This is a genomic window from Pseudocitrobacter corydidari (assembly GCF_021172065.1).
Lineage (GTDB): Bacteria > Pseudomonadota > Gammaproteobacteria > Enterobacterales > Enterobacteriaceae > Pseudocitrobacter > Pseudocitrobacter corydidari.
The window spans coordinates 4,066,783-4,083,686 of the sequence record NZ_CP087880.1; the positions used below are offsets into that span (position 1 = coordinate 4,066,783).

A 16,904-nucleotide genomic window follows, 5' to 3' on the forward strand; every position below is an offset into this window, starting at 1 on the left:
CCATGTCTGAGAAAACTTTTCTGGTGGAAATCGGCACTGAAGAGCTGCCACCAAAAGCACTGCGCAGCCTGGCAGAGTCCTTTGCTGCGAACTTCACTGCGGAGCTGGATAACGCCGGCCTCGCACACGGCGACGTTCAATGGTTTGCTGCCCCGCGTCGTCTGGCGCTGAAGGTTGCTAACCTGGCGGAAGCCCAGGCCGATCGCGAAGTCGAAAAACGCGGCCCGGCGATTGCCCAGGCGTTCGACGCTGAAGGCAAACCGAGCAAAGCGGCAGAAGGTTGGGCGCGTGGTTGCGGTATTACCGTAGACCAGGCCGAGCGTCTGACTACCGATAAAGGCGAATGGCTGCTGTATCGCGCCCACGTGAAGGGCGAAAGCACCGAAGCGCTGGTGCCGAATATGGTCGCTACTTCGCTGGCGAAGCTGCCGATCCCGAAACTGATGCGCTGGGGCGCGTCTGACGTACACTTCGTGCGTCCGGTTCACACCGTGACCCTCCTGCTGGGCGACAAAGTCATTCCGGCAACCATTCTGGGTATTCAGTCCGATCGCGTGATTCGCGGCCACCGCTTTATGGGCGAGCCGGAATTCACCATCGACAATGCCGATCAGTATCCGGAAATCCTGCGCGAGCGCGGGAAAGTCATCGCCGATTACGCTGAGCGTAAAGCGAAGATCAAAGCCGATGCCGAAGAAGCCGCACGTAAAATTGGCGGTAACGCTGACTTAAGCGAAAGCCTGGTGGAAGAAGTCACCTCGCTGGTGGAATGGCCGGTTGTACTGACGGCGAAGTTTGAAGAGAAATTCCTCGCGGTGCCGTCTGAAGCGCTGGTTTACACCATGAAAGGTGACCAGAAGTACTTCCCGGTGTATGCAAACGACGGCAAACTGCTGCCTAACTTTATCTTCGTTTCCAACATCGAGTCGAAGGACCCGCAGCAGATTATCTCCGGTAACGAGAAAGTGGTTCGCCCACGTCTGGCCGATGCCGAATTCTTCTTCAATACCGACCGTAAAAAACGTCTGGAAGATAACCTGCCGCGCCTGCAAACCGTGCTGTTCCAGCAACAGCTGGGCACGCTGCGCGACAAAACTGACCGCATTCAGGCGCTGGCTGGCTGGATTGCTGAACAGATTGGTGCTGACGTTAACCACGCCACCCGTGCGGGCCTGCTGTCGAAGTGCGACCTGATGACCAACATGGTCTTCGAGTTCACCGACACTCAGGGCGTGATGGGTATGCACTACGCGCGCCACGATGGCGAAGCGGAAGATGTAGCAGTCGCGCTGAATGAGCAGTATCAACCGCGCTTTGCCGGTGATGACCTGCCGTCTAACCCGGTAGCCTGTGCGCTGGCGATTGCTGACAAGATGGACACCCTCGCGGGTATCTTCGGTATCGGTCAGCATCCAAAAGGCGACAAAGACCCCTTTGCGCTGCGTCGCGCGGCGCTTGGCGTACTGCGTATTATCGTTGAGAAGAACCTGAACCTCGATCTGCAAACGCTGACCGAAGAAGCGGCGCGTCTGTACGGCGATAAGCTGACTAACGCCAACGTGGTTGATGATGTTATCGACTTTATGCTGGGCCGTTTCCGCGCCTGGTATCAGGATGCCGGTTACACCGTCGACACCATTCAGGCCGTGCTGGCACGTCGCCCGACGCGTCCGGCAGACTTTGATGCGCGTATGAAAGCAGTCTCTCACTTCCGCACCCTGGAAGCGGCTTCTGCGCTGGCTGCGGCCAACAAGCGTGTGTCTAACATCCTGGCGAAAACCGATGAAGTGCTGAATGATCGCGTAAACGCCTCCACGCTGAAAGAGCCGGAAGAAATTAAGCTCGCGATGCAGGTTGTGGTGCTGCGTGACAAACTGGAGCCGTACTTCGCGGAAGGTCGTTACCAGGATGCGCTGGTCGAACTGGCTGAGCTGCGTGAACCGGTCGATGCTTTCTTCGATAAAGTAATGGTCATGGTTGATGACAAAGAACTGCGTATCAACCGTCTGACAATGCTGGAAAAACTGCGCGAACTGTTCCTGCGTGTTGCGGATATTTCGCTGCTGCAGTAAGTTTACTGCTGATAAATAAAAACCTGCCGAATGGCAGGTTTTTTTATGCGCAAATATAAACAAGTAATAATTATTCGTTTAATGGGTGAGTACTTACACATATATTCCGCAAAAAAAAATTCAGAATACATTAATTCTTTTGCCTGAGCGGTGTTTGCTAGAATAGCGACGGGTGCTTGAGACTGTTTGTCTCAGGTATCACCGAAAGGCAGACAGAGAAAAGCCCCACCTGACTATAAATCAAAGTGAGGCCCCTCTATGCATAGACACCATAAAGGTAGCCTCTTGCTTGTTGGAAATCAACACCGGAGGCTGGGAATGCCGCAAAAATATTTGTTATTTGGCTTAGTCGTGATTTGTTTCACGCTATTATTATTTACCTGGATGGTGAGAGATTCACTGTGTGAATTGCATATAAAACAGGGAAGTAATGAGCTGGCGGCATTTTTAGCCTGTGGAAATAAAAAGTAAGAGCATTTGGCGGGGAGAGATCTCCGCCTTTCTTACGGTGTGATGCATTTTCAAAGCACCCTTTTTATTTATGATGTGAATGATCCTGTTGTGGACGATCACGGATGGCTGTTTTCATTGGGTAATTAAAAAGTAATAATCATTCTATTAATGTGTGTGTACTTACACATTTATTTCGCTAAAATTTTTTCAGAATACAATAATTCTTTTGCGTGAGCGGTGTTTGCTAGAATAGCGACGGGTGCTTGAGACTGTTTGTCTCAGGTATCACCGAAAGGCAGACAGAGAAAAGCCCCACCTGACTATAAATCAAAGTGAGGCCCCTCTATGCATGAACACCATAAAGGTAGCCTCTTGCTTGTTGGAAATCAACACCGGAGGCTGGGAATGCCGCAAAAACATTTGTTATTTGGCTTAGTGGTGATTTGTTTCACGCTATTATTATTTACCTGGATGGTGAGAGATTCACTGTGTGAATTACATATCAAGCAGGGAAGTAATGAGCTGGCGGCATTTTTAGCCTGTGGGAATAAAAAGTAAGAGCATTTGGCGGGGAGAAATCTCCGCCTTTCTTACGGTGTGATGCATTTTCAATGCACCCTTTTTATTTATGATGTGAATGACCCTGTTGTGGACGACCACGAATGACTATTTTATGGAGTAATTAAAAAACTAATAATCATTTGATTAATGTGTGTGTACTTACACATGTATTTCGCAAAAACTTTTTCAGAATACATTAATTCTTTTGAGTTCGCGGTGTTTGCTAGAATGGCGACGGGTGCTTGAGACTGTTTGTCTCAGGTATCACCGAAAGGCAGACAGAGAAAAGCCCCACCTGACTATAAATCAAAGTGAGGCCCCTCTATGCATCAACACCATAAAGGTAGCCTCTTGCTTGTTGGAAATCAACACCGGAGGCTGGGAATGCCGCAAAAATATTTGTTATTTGGCTTAGTCGTGATTTGTTTCACGCTATTATTATTTACCTGGATGGTGAGAGATTCACTGTGTGAATTGCATATCAAACAGGGAAATAATGAGCTGGCGGCATTTTTAGCCTGTGGAAATAAAAAGTAAGAGCATCTGGCGGGGAGAGATCTCCGCCCTTCTTGCGGTGTGATGCATTTTCAATGCACCCTTTTTATTTATGATGTGAATATGTTTAAAGTCTTAGACGACAAATCGCAGGCAAAAAAAAATCCCCGCCCGAGGGCAGGGATTCGAATTCTTAGCGGCTTAAACTTACAGAGAAGTTACGTTGCCAGCTGCCGGGCCTTTAGCGCCGCTTTCGATGGTGAAGGACACTTTCTGACCTTCGTCCAGAGATTTGTAGCCATCGTTCTGGATAGCAGAGAAGTGTACGAACACGTCTTTAGAACCATCGTCAGGAGTGATGAAGCCGAAACCTTTATCAGCGTTGAACCATTTTACGATACCAGTCATTTTACCGGACATAGAAATTACCTTTATAAATTAAGTGAGCCTTACGGCGATATGGCATGCTTTACAGAATTTAAAGCGTAAAGGAAATGTCGCTACGAGGGGTACCAATGGATAACCTTGAAGGGAACTGCTTTACTCAACTGCTTTGTGGTCTGTGCGTCAAACCGTGAAGCTATTAACGCATACTTCGGCCTCTAAACGCAAACGTTATCTGAAAAAAACATAAAACGGCCCTGAAAAAGGACCGTTAAAAGAGAGATAAATATTTATTAATCAGATGTTTAGCTGTTAACAATTTGTTTTTCAGCCTGAATCAGACGTAGCAATTTAAGTTCGGTAACTGAAGGTTTTACCCGTCTGGACTCCCATTCCTGCGCCATGGAGACACTAACGCCCATCGCTTTAGCAAACTCTGCCATCTGCAAACCGGTGCTTTTGCGAAGCGCTTCGAACTCGGTAAAGATGGAGGGCTTAGGTGTCAGGGTAATCACTGATGATGCATCTTTGAAGACAATCTGTTCCAGACTGCTCAGCAGTTCAAATGTTGGATCTTTTTCTTCCATTGATAACTCCTATATACACACAGCGTGATCGTGAATAGGTACAGCCCGTTAAGAATAGTCGGGAAATCCGAACAAAAGTTGATTGCGTAAGTGATTATTCGTGGGATCGTTTTCCACGCAGCGCAAATAGCGTAAAAATTGCACAGAAATCAAGGCCAGCGGCGCCAGGTATAATTTTGTAAAAATCGCTAAAACCGACGGCTGAGCCGCCGGTTCGCTAACTCAGGCTTTCTGCGTATTGCGGTTCAATGCCGGCGTTTCCGCTTCGCTTTTTAGCATTTGCCGCTGGCTGACGATGTGTTTCACCAGCAGCGCCAGCGCTGACACCAGGGCGGGAATGGCCAGCAGAGTGAAAATGGTCTGGAAGGAGAGTTCCGCCTGCATCAGGAACGCCCCGCTGAATGCGCCCAGAATGCCGCCGAAACGGCCCAGCCCCAACATCCATGCCACGCCCGTTGCACGCCCCTGCGTCGGGTAGAAACCCGCTGCGAGAGCCGGCATTGACGATTGCGCGCCGTTCATGATGGTTCCGGCAATAAAGACCATCACGCCCATCAGCACCAGGCTGTTGGTAGAGAACCCAACCAGACAGACAAAAACGCCGGTCAGTACGTAGCCTACCGCCACCACTTTATTGGGATTGAGTTTATCCATCAGCGCGCCGAGGATAAGTACGCCAATGCCGCCACCCAGCGGGAAGAGGGCGGTGATAACCGACGCCTGGCTTAACGATGCGCCGGTTTCGCGAATTAACAGCGGTAGCCAGCTGGTCAGTAAATAGAAAATCAACAGGCCCATGAAGTAGGTCAGGCACAGCATCACCGTGCCGACGGCGTAGCGCGGCGAGAAAATCACCCCCAGCGCCGATTTCTCTTTTACCTGCCCGGCTTCCTGCAAGACAAAACTCGTGTTATCCGCCACCGGGGCGATACGTTTGAGGATGGCGGCGATTTTGTGCTGAGGCTGGTTTTTGACCACCATATAGCGCGCAGATTCCGGTAGCAGGAAAATCAGTAGTACCGCCAGCGCCAGCGGCATGACGCCGCCGAGGATCAGCACGCTCTGCCAGCCGTAGTGAGGAATTAGCCACGCTGAGATAAACCCGCCCATCGACGAGCCGATTGGGAAGCCCACAAACATCAGATTCACCAGCAACGCACGACGACGCTCTGGCGCATATTCGCTCATCAGCGTGGCGGCATTGGGCATCGCCGCGCCCAGCCCCAGCCCGGTCAGGAAACGCAGCAGCGTAAGCTGGGTGAGATTAGTGGCAAAAGCGGTAATCAGGCTAAAACCGCCAAAAACCAGAATCGACAGCACCAGCACTTTCTTGCGGCCAATACGGTCCGCCATCGGGCCTGCCGTTAATGCACCCACTGCCAGGCCAACCAGCGCGGCGCTCATCACCGGCCCGAGATCTGATTTCTGCACGCCCCATTCCTGCACCAGGTCAGAAGCGATAAAGCCAATAATCGCAGTATCGAAACCGTCCATGGCGACGGTCACAAAGCACAATGCGAGGATCATCCACTGGTATTTAGAAAAGGGATGATCGTTGATAAAAGTCTGAATATCCGTGGTTGTCTTCGTCATGCGGCAATTCCTGAAAACAGCGGGGAGAAGGATTCTCCCGCATGAAGTTGTGCGATTATCGAACCTATTTCCGGTAATCGTTCAATTCATCAAAACACTTAACGTTTGCGGCGACAATGCAGGGGAAATCAGGAAGTGTGCGATTATCGTACTCCCCGCGGGGAGACAAACACGCGAGAAGATTAAAATCATTTTAAAACAATAGATTAATAACAATATTTCGCGTAAAAGTTGTGGTCATAAATGTGATGTGCGCAACAATGTATTAACATCCATATTTTCTCTCTTTCCTCATCGTGATTTCCTGCCATAACTTTGTCAGGAAAAGGTATCCTGCGGCGCGCTGCTGGACTATCCTTGTCAGCGTCGGGCACGCGGGTGCCTGTTTGCGTTTTTTTTGGCTGAAGGAGTAATAAAATGGCGACAGGAAAGTCCTGCTCTCGCTGGTTTGCGCCTGTTGCGGCGTTGTTGATGGTTGTTAGCCTGAGTGGGTGTTTTGATAAAGAAGGCGACCAGCGCAAAGCGTTTGTCGATTTCCTGCAAAATACAGTGATGCGTGGTGGCGAACGTCTGCCAACGCTGACCGCTGACCAGAAAAAACAGTTTGGTCCTTTTGTCTCCGATTACGCCGTCATTTACGGCTATTCGCAGCAGGTGAGCCAGGCGATGGATGCGGGTCTGCGCCCGGTTGTCGATAGCGTTAACGCCATTCGCGTTCCGCAGGATTATATGACTCAGCGCGAGCCGCTGCGTCAGGCGAACGGTTCGTTGGGCGTACTGAGCCAGCAGCTGGAAAATGCGAAAATGCAGGCCGATGCGGCACATGCGGCGCTGAAACAGGCGGATGACCTGAAGCCGGTCTTTGATCAGGTGTACAGCAAAGTGGTGACGGCACCTGCAAATGCGATGCAACCGTTGATCCCGGCGGCGCAAATCTTCACGCAGCAGCTGGTCCAGGTCGGTGATTTTGTCGCGCAGCAGGGTGAGCAGGTGAGCTTCGTGGCGAACGGAATTCAGTTCCCGACCTCACAGCAGGCAAGCCAGTACAACTCGCTGATCGGCCCACTGGCCTCTCAGCATCAGGCATTTACTCAGGCCTGGAATGCGGCAGTCGAAGCGACGAAGTAACATGATGTTAGATGGCGTCTTATCGTAATTCGCCATCCGGCAGAAATAAGGCGGGGAATTCCCCGCCTTATTCGTTTTATTTCCTTAACACCTGCGGGTTTACGCAGTTCTTCTCAACCTTCCCCTGCAATGCATCAATCAGGTTATCCACCGCGCAGGCCGCCATGTTAAAGCGCGTCTCATGCGTCGCAGAACCGATATGCGGCAGCGCAACGACGTTCGGCAGCGTCAGCAGCGGTGAATCGACAGGCAGCGGCTCCTGCTCAAAGACATCCAGCCCGGCGGCATGAATTTCACCCGCCTGCAGCGCGACAATGAGCGCCTGTTCGTCTACCACCGGGCCACGCCCCGCGTTGATAAAGATGGCGGAGGATTTCATCTTCGCGAACTGTTCTTTACCGAATAGATGATGCGTCTCGTCGGTGAGCGGCAGGATCAGGCACACGAAATCGGATTCCTGCAATAGCGTGTCGAGGTCACAGTAACGCGCGCTGAAACGCTCTTCGGCCTGCGGATGCGGGCGGCGTGCGTTATACAGAATCGGTATGCCGAAACCGCAGTGCGCGCGCTGAGCCAGCGCCATGCCGATACGGCCCATCCCGACAATACCCAGCGTTTTATGGTGCACATCGGTACCGAACCAGTCCGGCCCGATACTTTTTTTCCATTCTCCCGCTTTTACGCGATCGGCGACTTCCACCACCCGGCGTGCGGTACTGAGCACCAGTGCCATCACCGTATCCGCCACGGTTTCCGTCAGAACGGTGGGCGTATGCATCAGCAGAATGTTGCGCGCGTTCAGGGCATCGACATCAAAGTTGTCATAGCCCACGGAAACGGTCGAGGTCGCGCGCAGCTTCGGCATTTTCTCCAGCAGCGCTTCGTTAACGGCTTCGCTGGAGCCCAGCAGGCCGACGGCGTTAGCAAACACCTCTGCATGCTGTTGGACGGTTTCCGGGCGCAGGTTTGGCACCTGCGTAACGGTAAAGTGGGCTTCCAGGCGATGCAGTAAATCGTCAGGCAGTGCCTTGTAGAGAATAATAGACGGCTTCATGCGACTCTCCGTAAGTGTGATTTAAGCGTGGCGTGCGCCAACGGGAAGTTGTTGATTCTTAGCAGGCTTAACAATCAGAGTAAGCCATACCGAGGCGAAAAGCGCCACCCCCATAAAAATGTAAGAGGCAGACGGCGAACCGGTCGCGCCGTTGAGGTAACCGACGAACCAGGAGCCAAAGAACGAGCCCAGCGCGCCCATACTGTTGATTAAGGCCATCGCGCCACCAGCGACGTTGCGCGGAAGCATTTCCGGGATGATGGCAAAGAACGGGCCATACGGCGCGTACATTGCGGCACCGGCGATAACCAGCAGAGTGTAGGAAATCCAGAAGTGGTTTGCGCCCACCGCCCAGGAACCGATGAAGGCGAAACCGGCAATCAGCAGCAGCGGCCAGACAAACAGTTTACGGTTCTGCATTTTATCGGAAGCCCAGGAGACCAGAATCATCGCCGCTGTGGCGGCCAGATATGGCACAGATGACAGCCAGCCCACTTCAACCATGCCGAGGTTTGCGCCACCGCTGCGGATAATCGACGGCAGCCACAGCACGAAACCGTAAACCCCGATACTCCACGCGAAATACTGCATGCACAGCAGAATCACGTTGCGGGAGCGGAACGCTTCCCCGTAGTTACGCACGGCTTTAATGCCCTGCTGCTCTTTATCGAGCTCGGCCTGCAACGCCGCTTTTTCAGATTCAGACAACCAGCCCACCTGCGCCGGTTTATCTTTTACCAGCACCCACCAGCAGAACGCCCAGATGATGGCCGGGAAGCCTTCAATAATGAACATTTCACGCCAGCCGAGCGCCTGAATCAGGTAGCCGGAAACCACGGACATCCACAATACCGTCACCGGGTTACCGAGGATCAGGAAGGTATTGGCGCGCGAACGTTCGGATTTGGTAAACCAGTTGCTGATGTAAATCAGCATTGCTGGCATGACTGCCGCCTCCACCACGCCGAGAATAAAGCGAATGGCGGCAAGCATCGGAATATTATGCACAATCCCGGTGAGCGAGGCGCAGGCCCCCCACAGGATCAGGCAGACGAAAATCAGTTTGCGCACGCTGCGGCGTTCCGCATACATCGCACCGGGGATCTGGAAGAAGAAGTAGCCGAGGAAGAAGAGGGCGCCCAGCAGGGAGGAGATCCCTTTGGTGATGCCTAAATCTTCGTTAATGCCTGCGGCGGAAGCGAAGCTGAAGTTTGCGCGATCGAGGTACGCCAGGCTGTACGTGATAAACACGATTGGCATGATGTACCACCAGCGTTTGGCTGCATTGGTTGAGCTATTCATAGTCCTGCCTCTGTGGTCCAGGTATATGGTTTCTCTGGTCGTAGGGTCAGAGATGTGGTCGATTTCTCCCTCTCCCTTAGGGAGAGGGCCGGGGTGAGGGTGAGCTGCGAGCACGATTTCCCCTCACCCTAGCCCTCTCCCCAAAGGGGCGAGGGGATGTACTGCACGGTCTACTCCCCCAACGCCTCACGCGTCGGTAATCCTTCACTGTCGCCCTGAACCTGAATGGCCAGTGCGCCAATCTTATTCCCGCGTTCCACCGCATTACGCAGTGAGCGTCCTTCCAGCAGGGCGCTAATTACCCCGACGGCGAAGCCATCGCCCGCGCCCACCGTATCGACCACCTTGTCGACTTTTACCGGTGCGACGCAGCCTTTCTCGCCCTCTGCGGTTTTATACCAGGCGCCGTCCGCGCCGGTTTTCAGCACCACCGCTTTTACGCCGCGCGTCAGGTAGAAATCGGCGATAGCTTCTGGCGTTTGTTGGCCGGTCAGAATCATGCCCTCTTTCAAACCGGGTAAAACCCAATCGGCCTGGAACGCCAGGTGGTTGAGTTTTTCCACCATCTCCGCCTCGCTTTTCCACAGCACCGGGCGCAGGTTCGGGTCGAATGAAATGGTTTTGCCCTGTGTTTTCATCGTACGGGCCGTATGGTCGAGCAGGGCGTAGGACGAGTCAGAGAGCGCCGCTGCCACGCCGCTTAAGTGTAAATGGCGGGCGCTGGCGAAATAATTGTCGTTGAAGTCATCGAGCGAAAGATGGCTGGCCGCTGAGTTTTTACGGAAATACTCCACAATGGGATCGGTTCCATTTTCGACTTTAGATTTCACCTGAAAGCCGGTAGCGAAACGCGCATCGCAGGTGACACCGGTCGCATCAATACCTTCTTTTTTAAGGCTATTGATCACGAACTGGCCGAAGCTATCTTCACCAATACGGCTTACCCAGCCCACGTTCAGGCCCAGGCGCGCCAGCCCGGTGGCGACGTTAAGCTCAGCCCCGGCGATACGTTTGATAAACTGCTCCACCTCACTGAGATCGCCCGTTTGTGTAGCCACAAACATTGTCATGGCTTCACCGATGGTGATGACATCCAGTTGTTTATTCATTGCTTAATCCTCGCGTAACAGTTCGACATAGCGACGGGTTACTGCGGTCAGGTCGTTGCCTTCCAGCGGAAACTCAATTCCGCGCGGCGCGTCGGCGGGCAGGGCGCGCAGTACATCCAGCCAGTCGGTATTGATGGGGTCCGGCGGCACGGCGCGGAAGCTGTCATGGTGAGGCGTCGCCGCTTTAACGTGGATGTAGCATACTGAAGGGGCCAGCTGCTGGGCCGCTTCCTGCGGGCAGTTTCCGACCCACAGCCAGTTACCCATATCAAAGGTCAGGCGCACGGGCAGGTTGAGTACGCGGCAGGCGGCTTTGAAACGCTGCATTGGCGGCAGCTGGCCGCATTCAGTCTGGTCGTTTTCCACTACCAGCGCCATGCCGCTGACTTCCAGCCAGGTGCGCAGGGTTTCCAGCGGCGCTTTGCGCTCAAAATGACCGAGGGAGACTTTTAGCCACAGGGCGTTCAGCGTGCGGGCTTCTTCGAGCAGGGCGGGAAGGTGCGGGTTAAGCGTGCCGTCGGCAAGAAACAGCGGCTCAGGGGCGGAATAGCAGGCCAGTAATTTTTGCGCTTCTATCGCGCGGGCCAACTCTGGTAGAGCATTCAGCTCGGCGTCGTTAAACATCTCGCGGCGGATTTCAACACCGTCCGCGCCCGCTTTCGCGATTATCGGCAGCATCGCCGCCTGGCCACCCGCGGCGCGGACCTGGTCATGTCCGTAAGCGGCGGTAACCACGATAATTTGTCTTTTCATGGGGAACTCCAGCGTCATCGTATGGTTAATACGCTAGATGGAACCGGTTCCAAAGAAAAGCTCAGGATGTTGAATTTATGATCGTCATCACGAAGGATCGTTAACGGGAGGTTGAACCCCTGATAATCAGTTCGCCAGAGAAAACCTGTTCATGGATGGCGGTGCTACCACCTTCGATGCGGCGCACGACCTGTTCGACCGCCGCAAAACCAATCTGCCAGGTGGGTTGTTTTAAGGTGGTGATGCCGACGCCTGCCAGTTCTGCCCACTCGAGTTCATCAAAGCCAAGCAGGCCGATGTCGCTGCCCCAGTTCAAACCGATGCGCTTGAGCGAGCGGGCAACCTGTAGCGTGAGCGCGCCGTTGGCGGAAATGATCGCTTTGCGCATACCGCGATAGCGGGTGTGGAACTGGCGCAGAGTGTTATCCAGCAGCGCATTCTCGGCCAGCGGCACTTCCGCATTTTCGGCCAGCACGCCAGGGTAGCGCGCCAGCGTGGCATTAAACGCCGCCAGACGCTCGCGGCGGGTGTTGACGGTACCCAGCGGTTCGCTGAGAAACAGCAGGGCTTCAAAGCCCTGATCAATCAGATGTTCGGTGGCGGTCGTGGCTGCCTGGGTATTATCGAGCCCTACCACGTCGCAGGCGAAATCGGGAATTTTGCGGTCAATGAGGACCATCGGCAGTGAGGATTGTTGCAGGCGATTGAGCGCCTCTTCGCGCATCCCGACGGCATTAACCACAATCCCTTCCACCTGATAGCTGCGCAACAGATCGAGATAATGTTGCTCCTGATCGACCTCATTGTTGGTGTTACACACCAGCGGGGTGAAGCCTTTCTCGCGGCAGGCGGCCTCAATACCGCTTAATACGTTAACCGAGTAGGGGTTGGTGATATCGGCGATAATCAGGCCAATCAGGCGGGTGCGGCCACGCTTCAGGCTGCGCGCCATCAGGCTGGGGCGATAATCGAGTTCGGCGATGGCGTTTTCAATACGCGCCAGAAGCGCATCGGAAAGCAGATGCTTCTCGCCGTTAAGGTAACGGGAGATGCTGGTTTTACCGGTTTTCGCTGCTTTTGCGACGTCGCTGATAGTCGGGCGTGTTGATTTCGCCATAGGGGCCTCTCTTTGCAAAGTGAGAACACCTTAGCGCGAAAATCTGGCTAAGCAAGTGATTTGCCCGGTAAACGAGGCGTTACCGGGCTAATGTCTTACTGGAGAGGGCTTAACGTGATTTCAACGCGACGGTTCTGCGCTTTACCCGCTTCGGTGCTGTTGCTGGCGATAGGGTTCGCCGGGCCCATCCCGCTGGTACGAATACGCGTTGCCGCCACGCCCTGAGTAATCAGTGAGCTGGCGACGGAATCCGCACGCTGCTGAGACAGGCGCATGTTCAGGTCCTGGCCGCCGGTGCTGTCGGTATAGCCAATCACGTTTACTGCGGTTTTTTCATACTCTTTCAGCACCATCGCCACGCCGGTCAGGGTATTCGCGCCCGCCGGTTTCAGCGTTGCGCTACTGCTGTCGAAAGTGACATTGCTCGGCATGTTTAACACGATGTTGTCGCCATTTCGCGTCACGCTGACGCCGGTTCCCTGCATTTTGTCGCGCAGTTTAGCTTCCTGCACGTCCATGTAGTAACCGACGCCGCCGCCAAGGGCTGCGCCCGCTGCCGCACCAATCAACGCGCCTTTGCCGCGATCTTTCTTCGATGAAGAGAGTGCGCCAACGCCAGCCCCGACCAGAGAGCCGAGCCCGGCGCCAATGCCGGATTTGCCCGCTTCGCGCTCACCGGTGTAAGGGTTAGTGGTGCAGCCAGAAACTGCCAGAGCTCCGCTCACGACGGCAGCAATCATCAGTACGCTTTTTTTCATCTCAATTCCTTAATCCTTTTTTTATTCTTTGCCACGGCGACCGTGACGGTTGATTATGACGTGGAAAGAAGCGGAAAATTCCCTCTATAACTCCGATTTATGTAAAAAATAATGAGCGGTGGTTAATCCACCGCCACAACACCTGCATCGAACGCTCAGGAGCACGCTTTGGCTAATACAGCGAAAACGCACACTATCTTAACCGCCGCCCATTGGGGGCCCATGCTCGTCGAAACCGACGGAGAAACCGTTTTTTCCTCGCGCGGGGCGCTTAAAACCTCGTTTGTGAACTCTTTGCAAAGCGCCGTGCGCGATCAGGTGCACAGTAAAACGCGGGTACGTTATCCGATGGTGCGCAAAGGCTATCTGGCCTCACCCGCATCGCCGCAGGGTGTGCGTGGGCAGGACGAGTTCGTGCGGGTAAGCTGGGACGAGGCGCTGGATCTCATTCATGCGCAGCACAAGCGTATTCGCGAGACGTATGGCCCGTCCTCGATTTTTGCGGGGTCCTACGGCTGGCGCTCCAATGGCGTGCTGCACAAAGCGGCGACGCTGCTACAGCGCTACATGAGCCTGGCGGGCGGTTACACCGGGCACCTGGGGGATTACTCGACCGGCGCGGCGCAGGCCATCATGCCGCACGTGGTCGGCGGCAACGAAGTGTATCAGCAGCAAACCAGCTGGCCGCTGGTGCTGGAGCATACGGACGTGGTGGTCCTGTGGAGCGCCAACCCGCTGAATACGCTGAAAATTGCCTGGAATGCTTCAGATGAACAAGGCATTCCTTACTTTGAACAACTGCGTCAAAGCGGTAAGCGCCTGATCTGCATCGATCCGATGCGATCGGAGACGGTTGATTTCTTCGGCGAGTCGATGGAGTGGATAGCCCCACACATGGGCACTGACGTGGCGATGATGCTTGGCATTGCCTATACGCTGGTGGAAAACGACTGGCATGATGCGCAATTCCTGGCGCGCTGCACGACCGGATTCGACCTCTTCGCTAAATATCTGCTCGGCGAGAGTGACGGGCAGCCGAAAACCGCCGAATGGGCATCAGCCATTTGTGGCGTAAGTGCGGTTAAAATTCGCGAACTGGCGAAACTTTTCCACGAAAACACCACCATGTTAATGGCGGGCTGGGGGATGCAGCGTCAGCAATTCGGCGAACAAAAGCACTGGATGGTGGTGACGCTCGCCGCCATGCTGGGGCAAATCGGCACGCCGGGCGGCGGCTTTGGGCTCTCCTATCACTTTGCCAACGGCGGCAACCCGACGCGCCGCGCCGCGGTGCTGGCGTCGATGCAGGGCGCAGTAAAAGGGGGAGCGGATGCGGTCGATAAAATCCCCGTCGCGCGAATTGTCGAGGCGCTGGAAAACCCTGGCGCACTGTATCAGCACAACGGCATGGACAGGCACTTCCCGGATATCCGTTTCGTCTGGTGGGCGGGCGGCGCCAACTTTACCCATCATCAGGATACCAACCGCTTAATTCGCGCCTGGCAGCGCCCGGAGCTGGTGGTGATTTCCGAGTGCAACTGGACGGCGGCGGCGCGTCACGCCGATATCGTTCTGCCCGCCACCACCTCTTTCGAGCGCAACGATCTCACCATGACCGGGGATTACAGCAATCAGCATCTGGTGCCGATGAAGCGCGTGGTGATGCCGCAGGCTGAAGCGCGTGATGATTTTGAGGTATTCGCTGAGCTGAGTGAGCGTTGGGAAACGGGCGGGCGTGAGCGTTTTACCGAAGGCAAAAACGACCTGCAATGGCTGGAAACGTTCTATCATATCGCCGCTGAGCGGGGGGCCAGCCAGCAGGTGACGCTGCCGCCGTTTGCGGAATTCTGGCAGGCGAATCAGCTTATCGAAATGCCGACCAGCGAACAAAACGGTCAGTTTGTGCGTTTCGCGGCCTTCCGCGCCGATCCGCAGGCTAATCCGTTGAAAACGCCGAGCGGGAAAATCGAAATCTATTCCGAGCGCATCGCCAGTTTCAACTATGCCGATTGTCCGCCGCATCCAATGTGGCTGGAGCCGGACGAATGGCATGGCAATGCCGAGCCGCAGCAGTTGCAGCTGCTCTCCGCGCATCCGGCTCATCGTCTGCACAGCCAGCTCAATCACACCTCCCTGCGCGAGCAGTACGCGGTCGCGGGGCGTGAACCGCTTACCCTGCATCCGCAGGATGCGCGCGCACGAAATATTCAGGATGGCGATGTGGTGCGCGTGTGGAATCATCGCGGGCAGGTGCTGGCGGGCGCGGTGGTGAACGACGGCATTAAGCCTGGCGTGATTTGCCTGCATGAAGGCGCGTGGCCGGATCTTGACCTTCAGGCCGATGGCATCTGCAAAAACGGCGCGGTCAACGTTCTGACCAAAGACCTCCCCAGCTCGAAGCTGGGGAATGGCTGCGCGGGCAATACGGCGCTGGCCTGGGTGGAGAAATACCGCGGCCCGGCGCTTACGCTAACGGCGTTTGATCCGCCTGCCAACGCATAATCCACGTAGGATGTTTGGTCTCCTCCTGCCATGCGCCGTCTTCGATGCGAAAACCGAGCGCATGGTAGAAGCTCACCGCGCGGCCATTTTTCTGATATACCTCCAGGCTTAACATCGGATAGCGCTGCTTAACTTCGTTGAGCAGCGCGCTGCCAATGCCGCGATGCAGCGCCTGCGGCGCAACAAACAGCGCACCGACAAACTGGTTATCCATCACGCTGACGAACCCCAGCAGGGTGTCATTTTCTTCCCACACCCAGGTTTGCGCCGCCGGTAGGTAAACGTCGCGTACCAGCGCGAGGCTATCGTGCCAGTACTGCTCATCAATAAAAGGATGCGCGAAGGTGGTGCTTTCCAGCCACAGAGTGAGCACCGGGTCCAGGGATTTAGCTGTCCACTTGCGGATCATGCTGGCCTCCGGGATGGCAGAAGCAGCCCGTTACGTGATCGTTAACCAGCCCGCACGCCTGCATAAAGGAGTAACAAATGGTGGTGCCGACGAACTTAAACCCGCGTTTTTTCAGCGCTTTTGATAAGGCATCGGACGCGGGCGTCGAGGTTGGAATGCCGGATAACTCTGCCGCCTGGGTGATGATGGGCGTGTTATCCACGAACGACCAGACGAAATCGACAAACGGTTCACCGTTTTCTTCCATCGCCAGATATGCACGCGCGTTGCCAATAATGGCCTGAATTTTCCCGCGATGGCGGATAATTCCGGCATCCAGCACCAGCCGCTCAACGTCCACTTCCGTCATGGCCGCAACCTTGCGCGGGTCAAACTGGTGGAACGCGCGACGGTAATTTTCCCGTTTTTTAAGCACCGTTATCCACGACAGCCCGGCCTGCTGGCCTTCAAGGCAGATCATTTCAAACAGCTGCTGCCCGTCTCTCTGCGCAACGCCCCACTCCTTGTCGTGATAGTCGATATAGAGCGGGTCCTGACTGACCCAACCACAACGCTGCATACCCTTCTCCTGTTTCATGGTTCTGACCTGATAATAAAACCTGCAAATCATGCTTGACGCCAGAAATA

Annotated in this window: 17 protein-coding genes; 6 read left to right on the top strand and 11 right to left on the bottom strand. The window is 54.6% G+C overall.

Annotated elements, in window-relative coordinates:
* The first annotated feature begins 2 nt into the window (after positions 1 to 2).
* The 4 genes from glyS (at position 3) to hokA (G163CM_RS18895) (ending at position 3,623) form a co-directional block, all read left to right on the top strand.
* Positions 3 to 2,072, top strand: coding sequence for a glycine--tRNA ligase subunit beta (gene glyS, locus G163CM_RS18880; protein ID WP_231825955.1), 2,070 nt, complete (start codon positions 3 to 5; stop codon positions 2,070 to 2,072).
* Positions 2,073 to 2,390: 318 nt separating this feature from the next.
* Entirely contained in the window at positions 2,391 to 2,543 is a 153-nt protein-coding gene (hokA, locus tag G163CM_RS18885) for a type I toxin-antitoxin system toxin HokA (protein ID WP_144052218.1), read from the top strand.
* A gap of 387 nt (positions 2,544 to 2,930) precedes the next feature.
* Positions 2,931 to 3,083, top strand: coding sequence for a type I toxin-antitoxin system toxin HokA (gene hokA / locus G163CM_RS18890; protein WP_231825956.1), 153 nt, complete (start codon positions 2,931 to 2,933; stop codon positions 3,081 to 3,083).
* Between the two features lie 387 nt (positions 3,084 to 3,470).
* Positions 3,471 to 3,623 carry a type I toxin-antitoxin system toxin HokA gene (gene hokA / locus G163CM_RS18895; protein WP_144052219.1) on the top strand — a complete coding sequence of 51 codons (153 nt, stop codon included), beginning with the start codon at positions 3,471 to 3,473 and terminating at the stop codon, positions 3,621 to 3,623.
* Positions 3,624 to 3,788: 165 nt separating this feature from the next.
* Here hokA (G163CM_RS18895) and cspE read toward each other — a convergent pair whose 3' ends face one another.
* From cspE to G163CM_RS18910, 3 genes are all read right to left on the bottom strand, one after another.
* Positions 3,789 to 4,001 (bottom strand): transcription antiterminator/RNA stability regulator CspE, encoded by a 213-nt coding sequence (gene cspE / locus G163CM_RS18900; RefSeq protein ID WP_000014594.1) that lies wholly within the window; start codon positions 3,999 to 4,001, stop codon positions 3,789 to 3,791.
* Between the two features lie 269 nt (positions 4,002 to 4,270).
* Positions 4,271 to 4,552 (bottom strand): HTH-type transcriptional regulator, encoded by a 282-nt coding sequence (locus G163CM_RS18905; protein WP_231825957.1) that lies wholly within the window; start codon positions 4,550 to 4,552, stop codon positions 4,271 to 4,273.
* A 222-nt stretch (positions 4,553 to 4,774) separates the two neighbouring features.
* Positions 4,775 to 6,145, bottom strand: coding sequence for an MFS transporter (locus G163CM_RS18910; RefSeq protein WP_231825958.1), 1,371 nt, complete (start codon positions 6,143 to 6,145; stop codon positions 4,775 to 4,777).
* A gap of 417 nt (positions 6,146 to 6,562) precedes the next feature.
* On the opposite strand from G163CM_RS18910, the gene G163CM_RS18915 reads away from it, so the two are divergent.
* The gene (locus tag G163CM_RS18915; protein WP_015962550.1) at positions 6,563 to 7,273 is read left to right on the top strand and encodes a DUF3053 domain-containing protein; all 711 of its coding nucleotides are present in this window, start codon (positions 6,563 to 6,565) and stop codon (positions 7,271 to 7,273) included.
* A gap of 76 nt (positions 7,274 to 7,349) precedes the next feature.
* On the opposite strand, the gene ghrB is transcribed toward G163CM_RS18915, so the two are convergent.
* The 6 genes from ghrB to G163CM_RS18945 all read right to left on the bottom strand — a co-directional run bounded on the left by ghrB (position 7,350) and on the right by G163CM_RS18945 (position 13,366).
* Positions 7,350 to 8,327, bottom strand: coding sequence for a glyoxylate/hydroxypyruvate reductase GhrB (gene ghrB / locus G163CM_RS18920; protein ID WP_231825959.1), 978 nt, complete (start codon positions 8,325 to 8,327; stop codon positions 7,350 to 7,352).
* Between the two features lie 21 nt (positions 8,328 to 8,348).
* Positions 8,349 to 9,629, bottom strand: coding sequence for an MFS transporter (locus G163CM_RS18925; RefSeq protein WP_015962552.1), 1,281 nt, complete (start codon positions 9,627 to 9,629; stop codon positions 8,349 to 8,351).
* Between the two features lie 170 nt (positions 9,630 to 9,799).
* Complete coding sequence (locus G163CM_RS18930) at positions 9,800 to 10,738, bottom strand: sugar kinase (protein ID WP_231825960.1); 939 nt, start codon at positions 10,736 to 10,738, stop codon at positions 9,800 to 9,802.
* 3 nt (positions 10,739 to 10,741) lie between these two features.
* Positions 10,742 to 11,491: a sugar phosphate isomerase/epimerase family protein gene (locus G163CM_RS18935; RefSeq protein WP_015962554.1), complete on the bottom strand. Its 750-nt coding sequence runs from the start codon at positions 11,489 to 11,491 to the stop codon at positions 10,742 to 10,744.
* 100 nt (positions 11,492 to 11,591) lie between these two features.
* Complete coding sequence (locus G163CM_RS18940) at positions 11,592 to 12,608, bottom strand: LacI family DNA-binding transcriptional regulator (RefSeq protein ID WP_108476453.1); 1,017 nt, start codon at positions 12,606 to 12,608, stop codon at positions 11,592 to 11,594.
* A gap of 95 nt (positions 12,609 to 12,703) precedes the next feature.
* A complete protein-coding gene (locus tag G163CM_RS18945; RefSeq protein WP_231825961.1) occupies positions 12,704 to 13,366 on the bottom strand; it encodes an OmpA family lipoprotein in 663 nt (220 codons plus the stop codon).
* A gap of 222 nt (positions 13,367 to 13,588) precedes the next feature.
* Here G163CM_RS18945 and G163CM_RS18950 point away from each other — a divergent pair, with 222 nt between their 5' ends.
* Entirely contained in the window at positions 13,589 to 15,868 is a 2,280-nt protein-coding gene (locus tag G163CM_RS18950; protein WP_420851451.1) for a molybdopterin guanine dinucleotide-containing S/N-oxide reductase, read from the top strand.
* Here G163CM_RS18950 and G163CM_RS18955 read toward each other — a convergent pair.
* Both G163CM_RS18955 and tag read right to left on the bottom strand, forming a co-directional pair.
* A complete protein-coding gene (locus G163CM_RS18955; RefSeq protein ID WP_015962558.1) occupies positions 15,831 to 16,277 on the bottom strand; it encodes an N-acetyltransferase in 447 nt (148 codons plus the stop codon). The genes G163CM_RS18950 and G163CM_RS18955 overlap by 38 nt on opposite strands.
* Complete coding sequence (gene tag, locus G163CM_RS18960) at positions 16,255 to 16,836, bottom strand: DNA-3-methyladenine glycosylase I (protein WP_231828398.1); 582 nt, start codon at positions 16,834 to 16,836, stop codon at positions 16,255 to 16,257. Before tag ends, G163CM_RS18955 begins: the two co-directional genes overlap by 23 nt.
* Positions 16,837 to 16,904: the final 68 nt, after the last annotated feature.

What these genes read in the sequence shown, in the direction of transcription:
- G163CM_RS18955 (WP_015962558.1), bottom strand. Translation starts at nt 16,277, where the DNA reads ATGATCCGCAAGTGGACAGCTAAATCCCTGGACCCGGTGCTCACTCTG.
- G163CM_RS18915 (WP_015962550.1), top strand. Translation starts at nt 6,563, where the DNA reads ATGGCGACAGGAAAGTCCTGCTCTCGCTGGTTTGCGCCTGTTGCGGCG.
- hokA (WP_231825956.1), top strand. Translation starts at nt 2,931, where the DNA reads ATGCCGCAAAAACATTTGTTATTTGGCTTAGTGGTGATTTGTTTCACG.
- cspE (WP_000014594.1), bottom strand. Translation starts at nt 4,001, where the DNA reads ATGTCCGGTAAAATGACTGGTATCGTAAAATGGTTCAACGCTGATAAA.
- G163CM_RS18945 (WP_231825961.1), bottom strand. Translation starts at nt 13,366, where the DNA reads ATGAAAAAAAGCGTACTGATGATTGCTGCCGTCGTGAGCGGAGCTCTG.
- G163CM_RS18910 (WP_231825958.1), bottom strand. Translation starts at nt 6,145, where the DNA reads ATGACGAAGACAACCACGGATATTCAGACTTTTATCAACGATCATCCC.
- ghrB (WP_231825959.1), bottom strand. Translation starts at nt 8,327, where the DNA reads ATGAAGCCGTCTATTATTCTCTACAAGGCACTGCCTGACGATTTACTG.
- G163CM_RS18935 (WP_015962554.1), bottom strand. Translation starts at nt 11,491, where the DNA reads ATGAAAAGACAAATTATCGTGGTTACCGCCGCTTACGGACATGACCAG.
- glyS (WP_231825955.1), top strand. Translation starts at nt 3, where the DNA reads ATGTCTGAGAAAACTTTTCTGGTGGAAATCGGCACTGAAGAGCTGCCA.
- G163CM_RS18930 (WP_231825960.1), bottom strand. Translation starts at nt 10,738, where the DNA reads ATGAATAAACAACTGGATGTCATCACCATCGGTGAAGCCATGACAATG.
- G163CM_RS18905 (WP_231825957.1), bottom strand. Translation starts at nt 4,552, where the DNA reads ATGGAAGAAAAAGATCCAACATTTGAACTGCTGAGCAGTCTGGAACAG.
- hokA (WP_144052219.1), top strand. Translation starts at nt 3,471, where the DNA reads ATGCCGCAAAAATATTTGTTATTTGGCTTAGTCGTGATTTGTTTCACG.
- G163CM_RS18950 (WP_420851451.1), top strand. Translation starts at nt 13,589, where the DNA reads ATGCTCGTCGAAACCGACGGAGAAACCGTTTTTTCCTCGCGCGGGGCG.
- hokA (WP_144052218.1), top strand. Translation starts at nt 2,391, where the DNA reads ATGCCGCAAAAATATTTGTTATTTGGCTTAGTCGTGATTTGTTTCACG.
- G163CM_RS18940 (WP_108476453.1), bottom strand. Translation starts at nt 12,608, where the DNA reads ATGGCGAAATCAACACGCCCGACTATCAGCGACGTCGCAAAAGCAGCG.
- G163CM_RS18925 (WP_015962552.1), bottom strand. Translation starts at nt 9,629, where the DNA reads ATGAATAGCTCAACCAATGCAGCCAAACGCTGGTGGTACATCATGCCA.
- tag (WP_231828398.1), bottom strand. Translation starts at nt 16,836, where the DNA reads ATGCAGCGTTGTGGTTGGGTCAGTCAGGACCCGCTCTATATCGACTAT.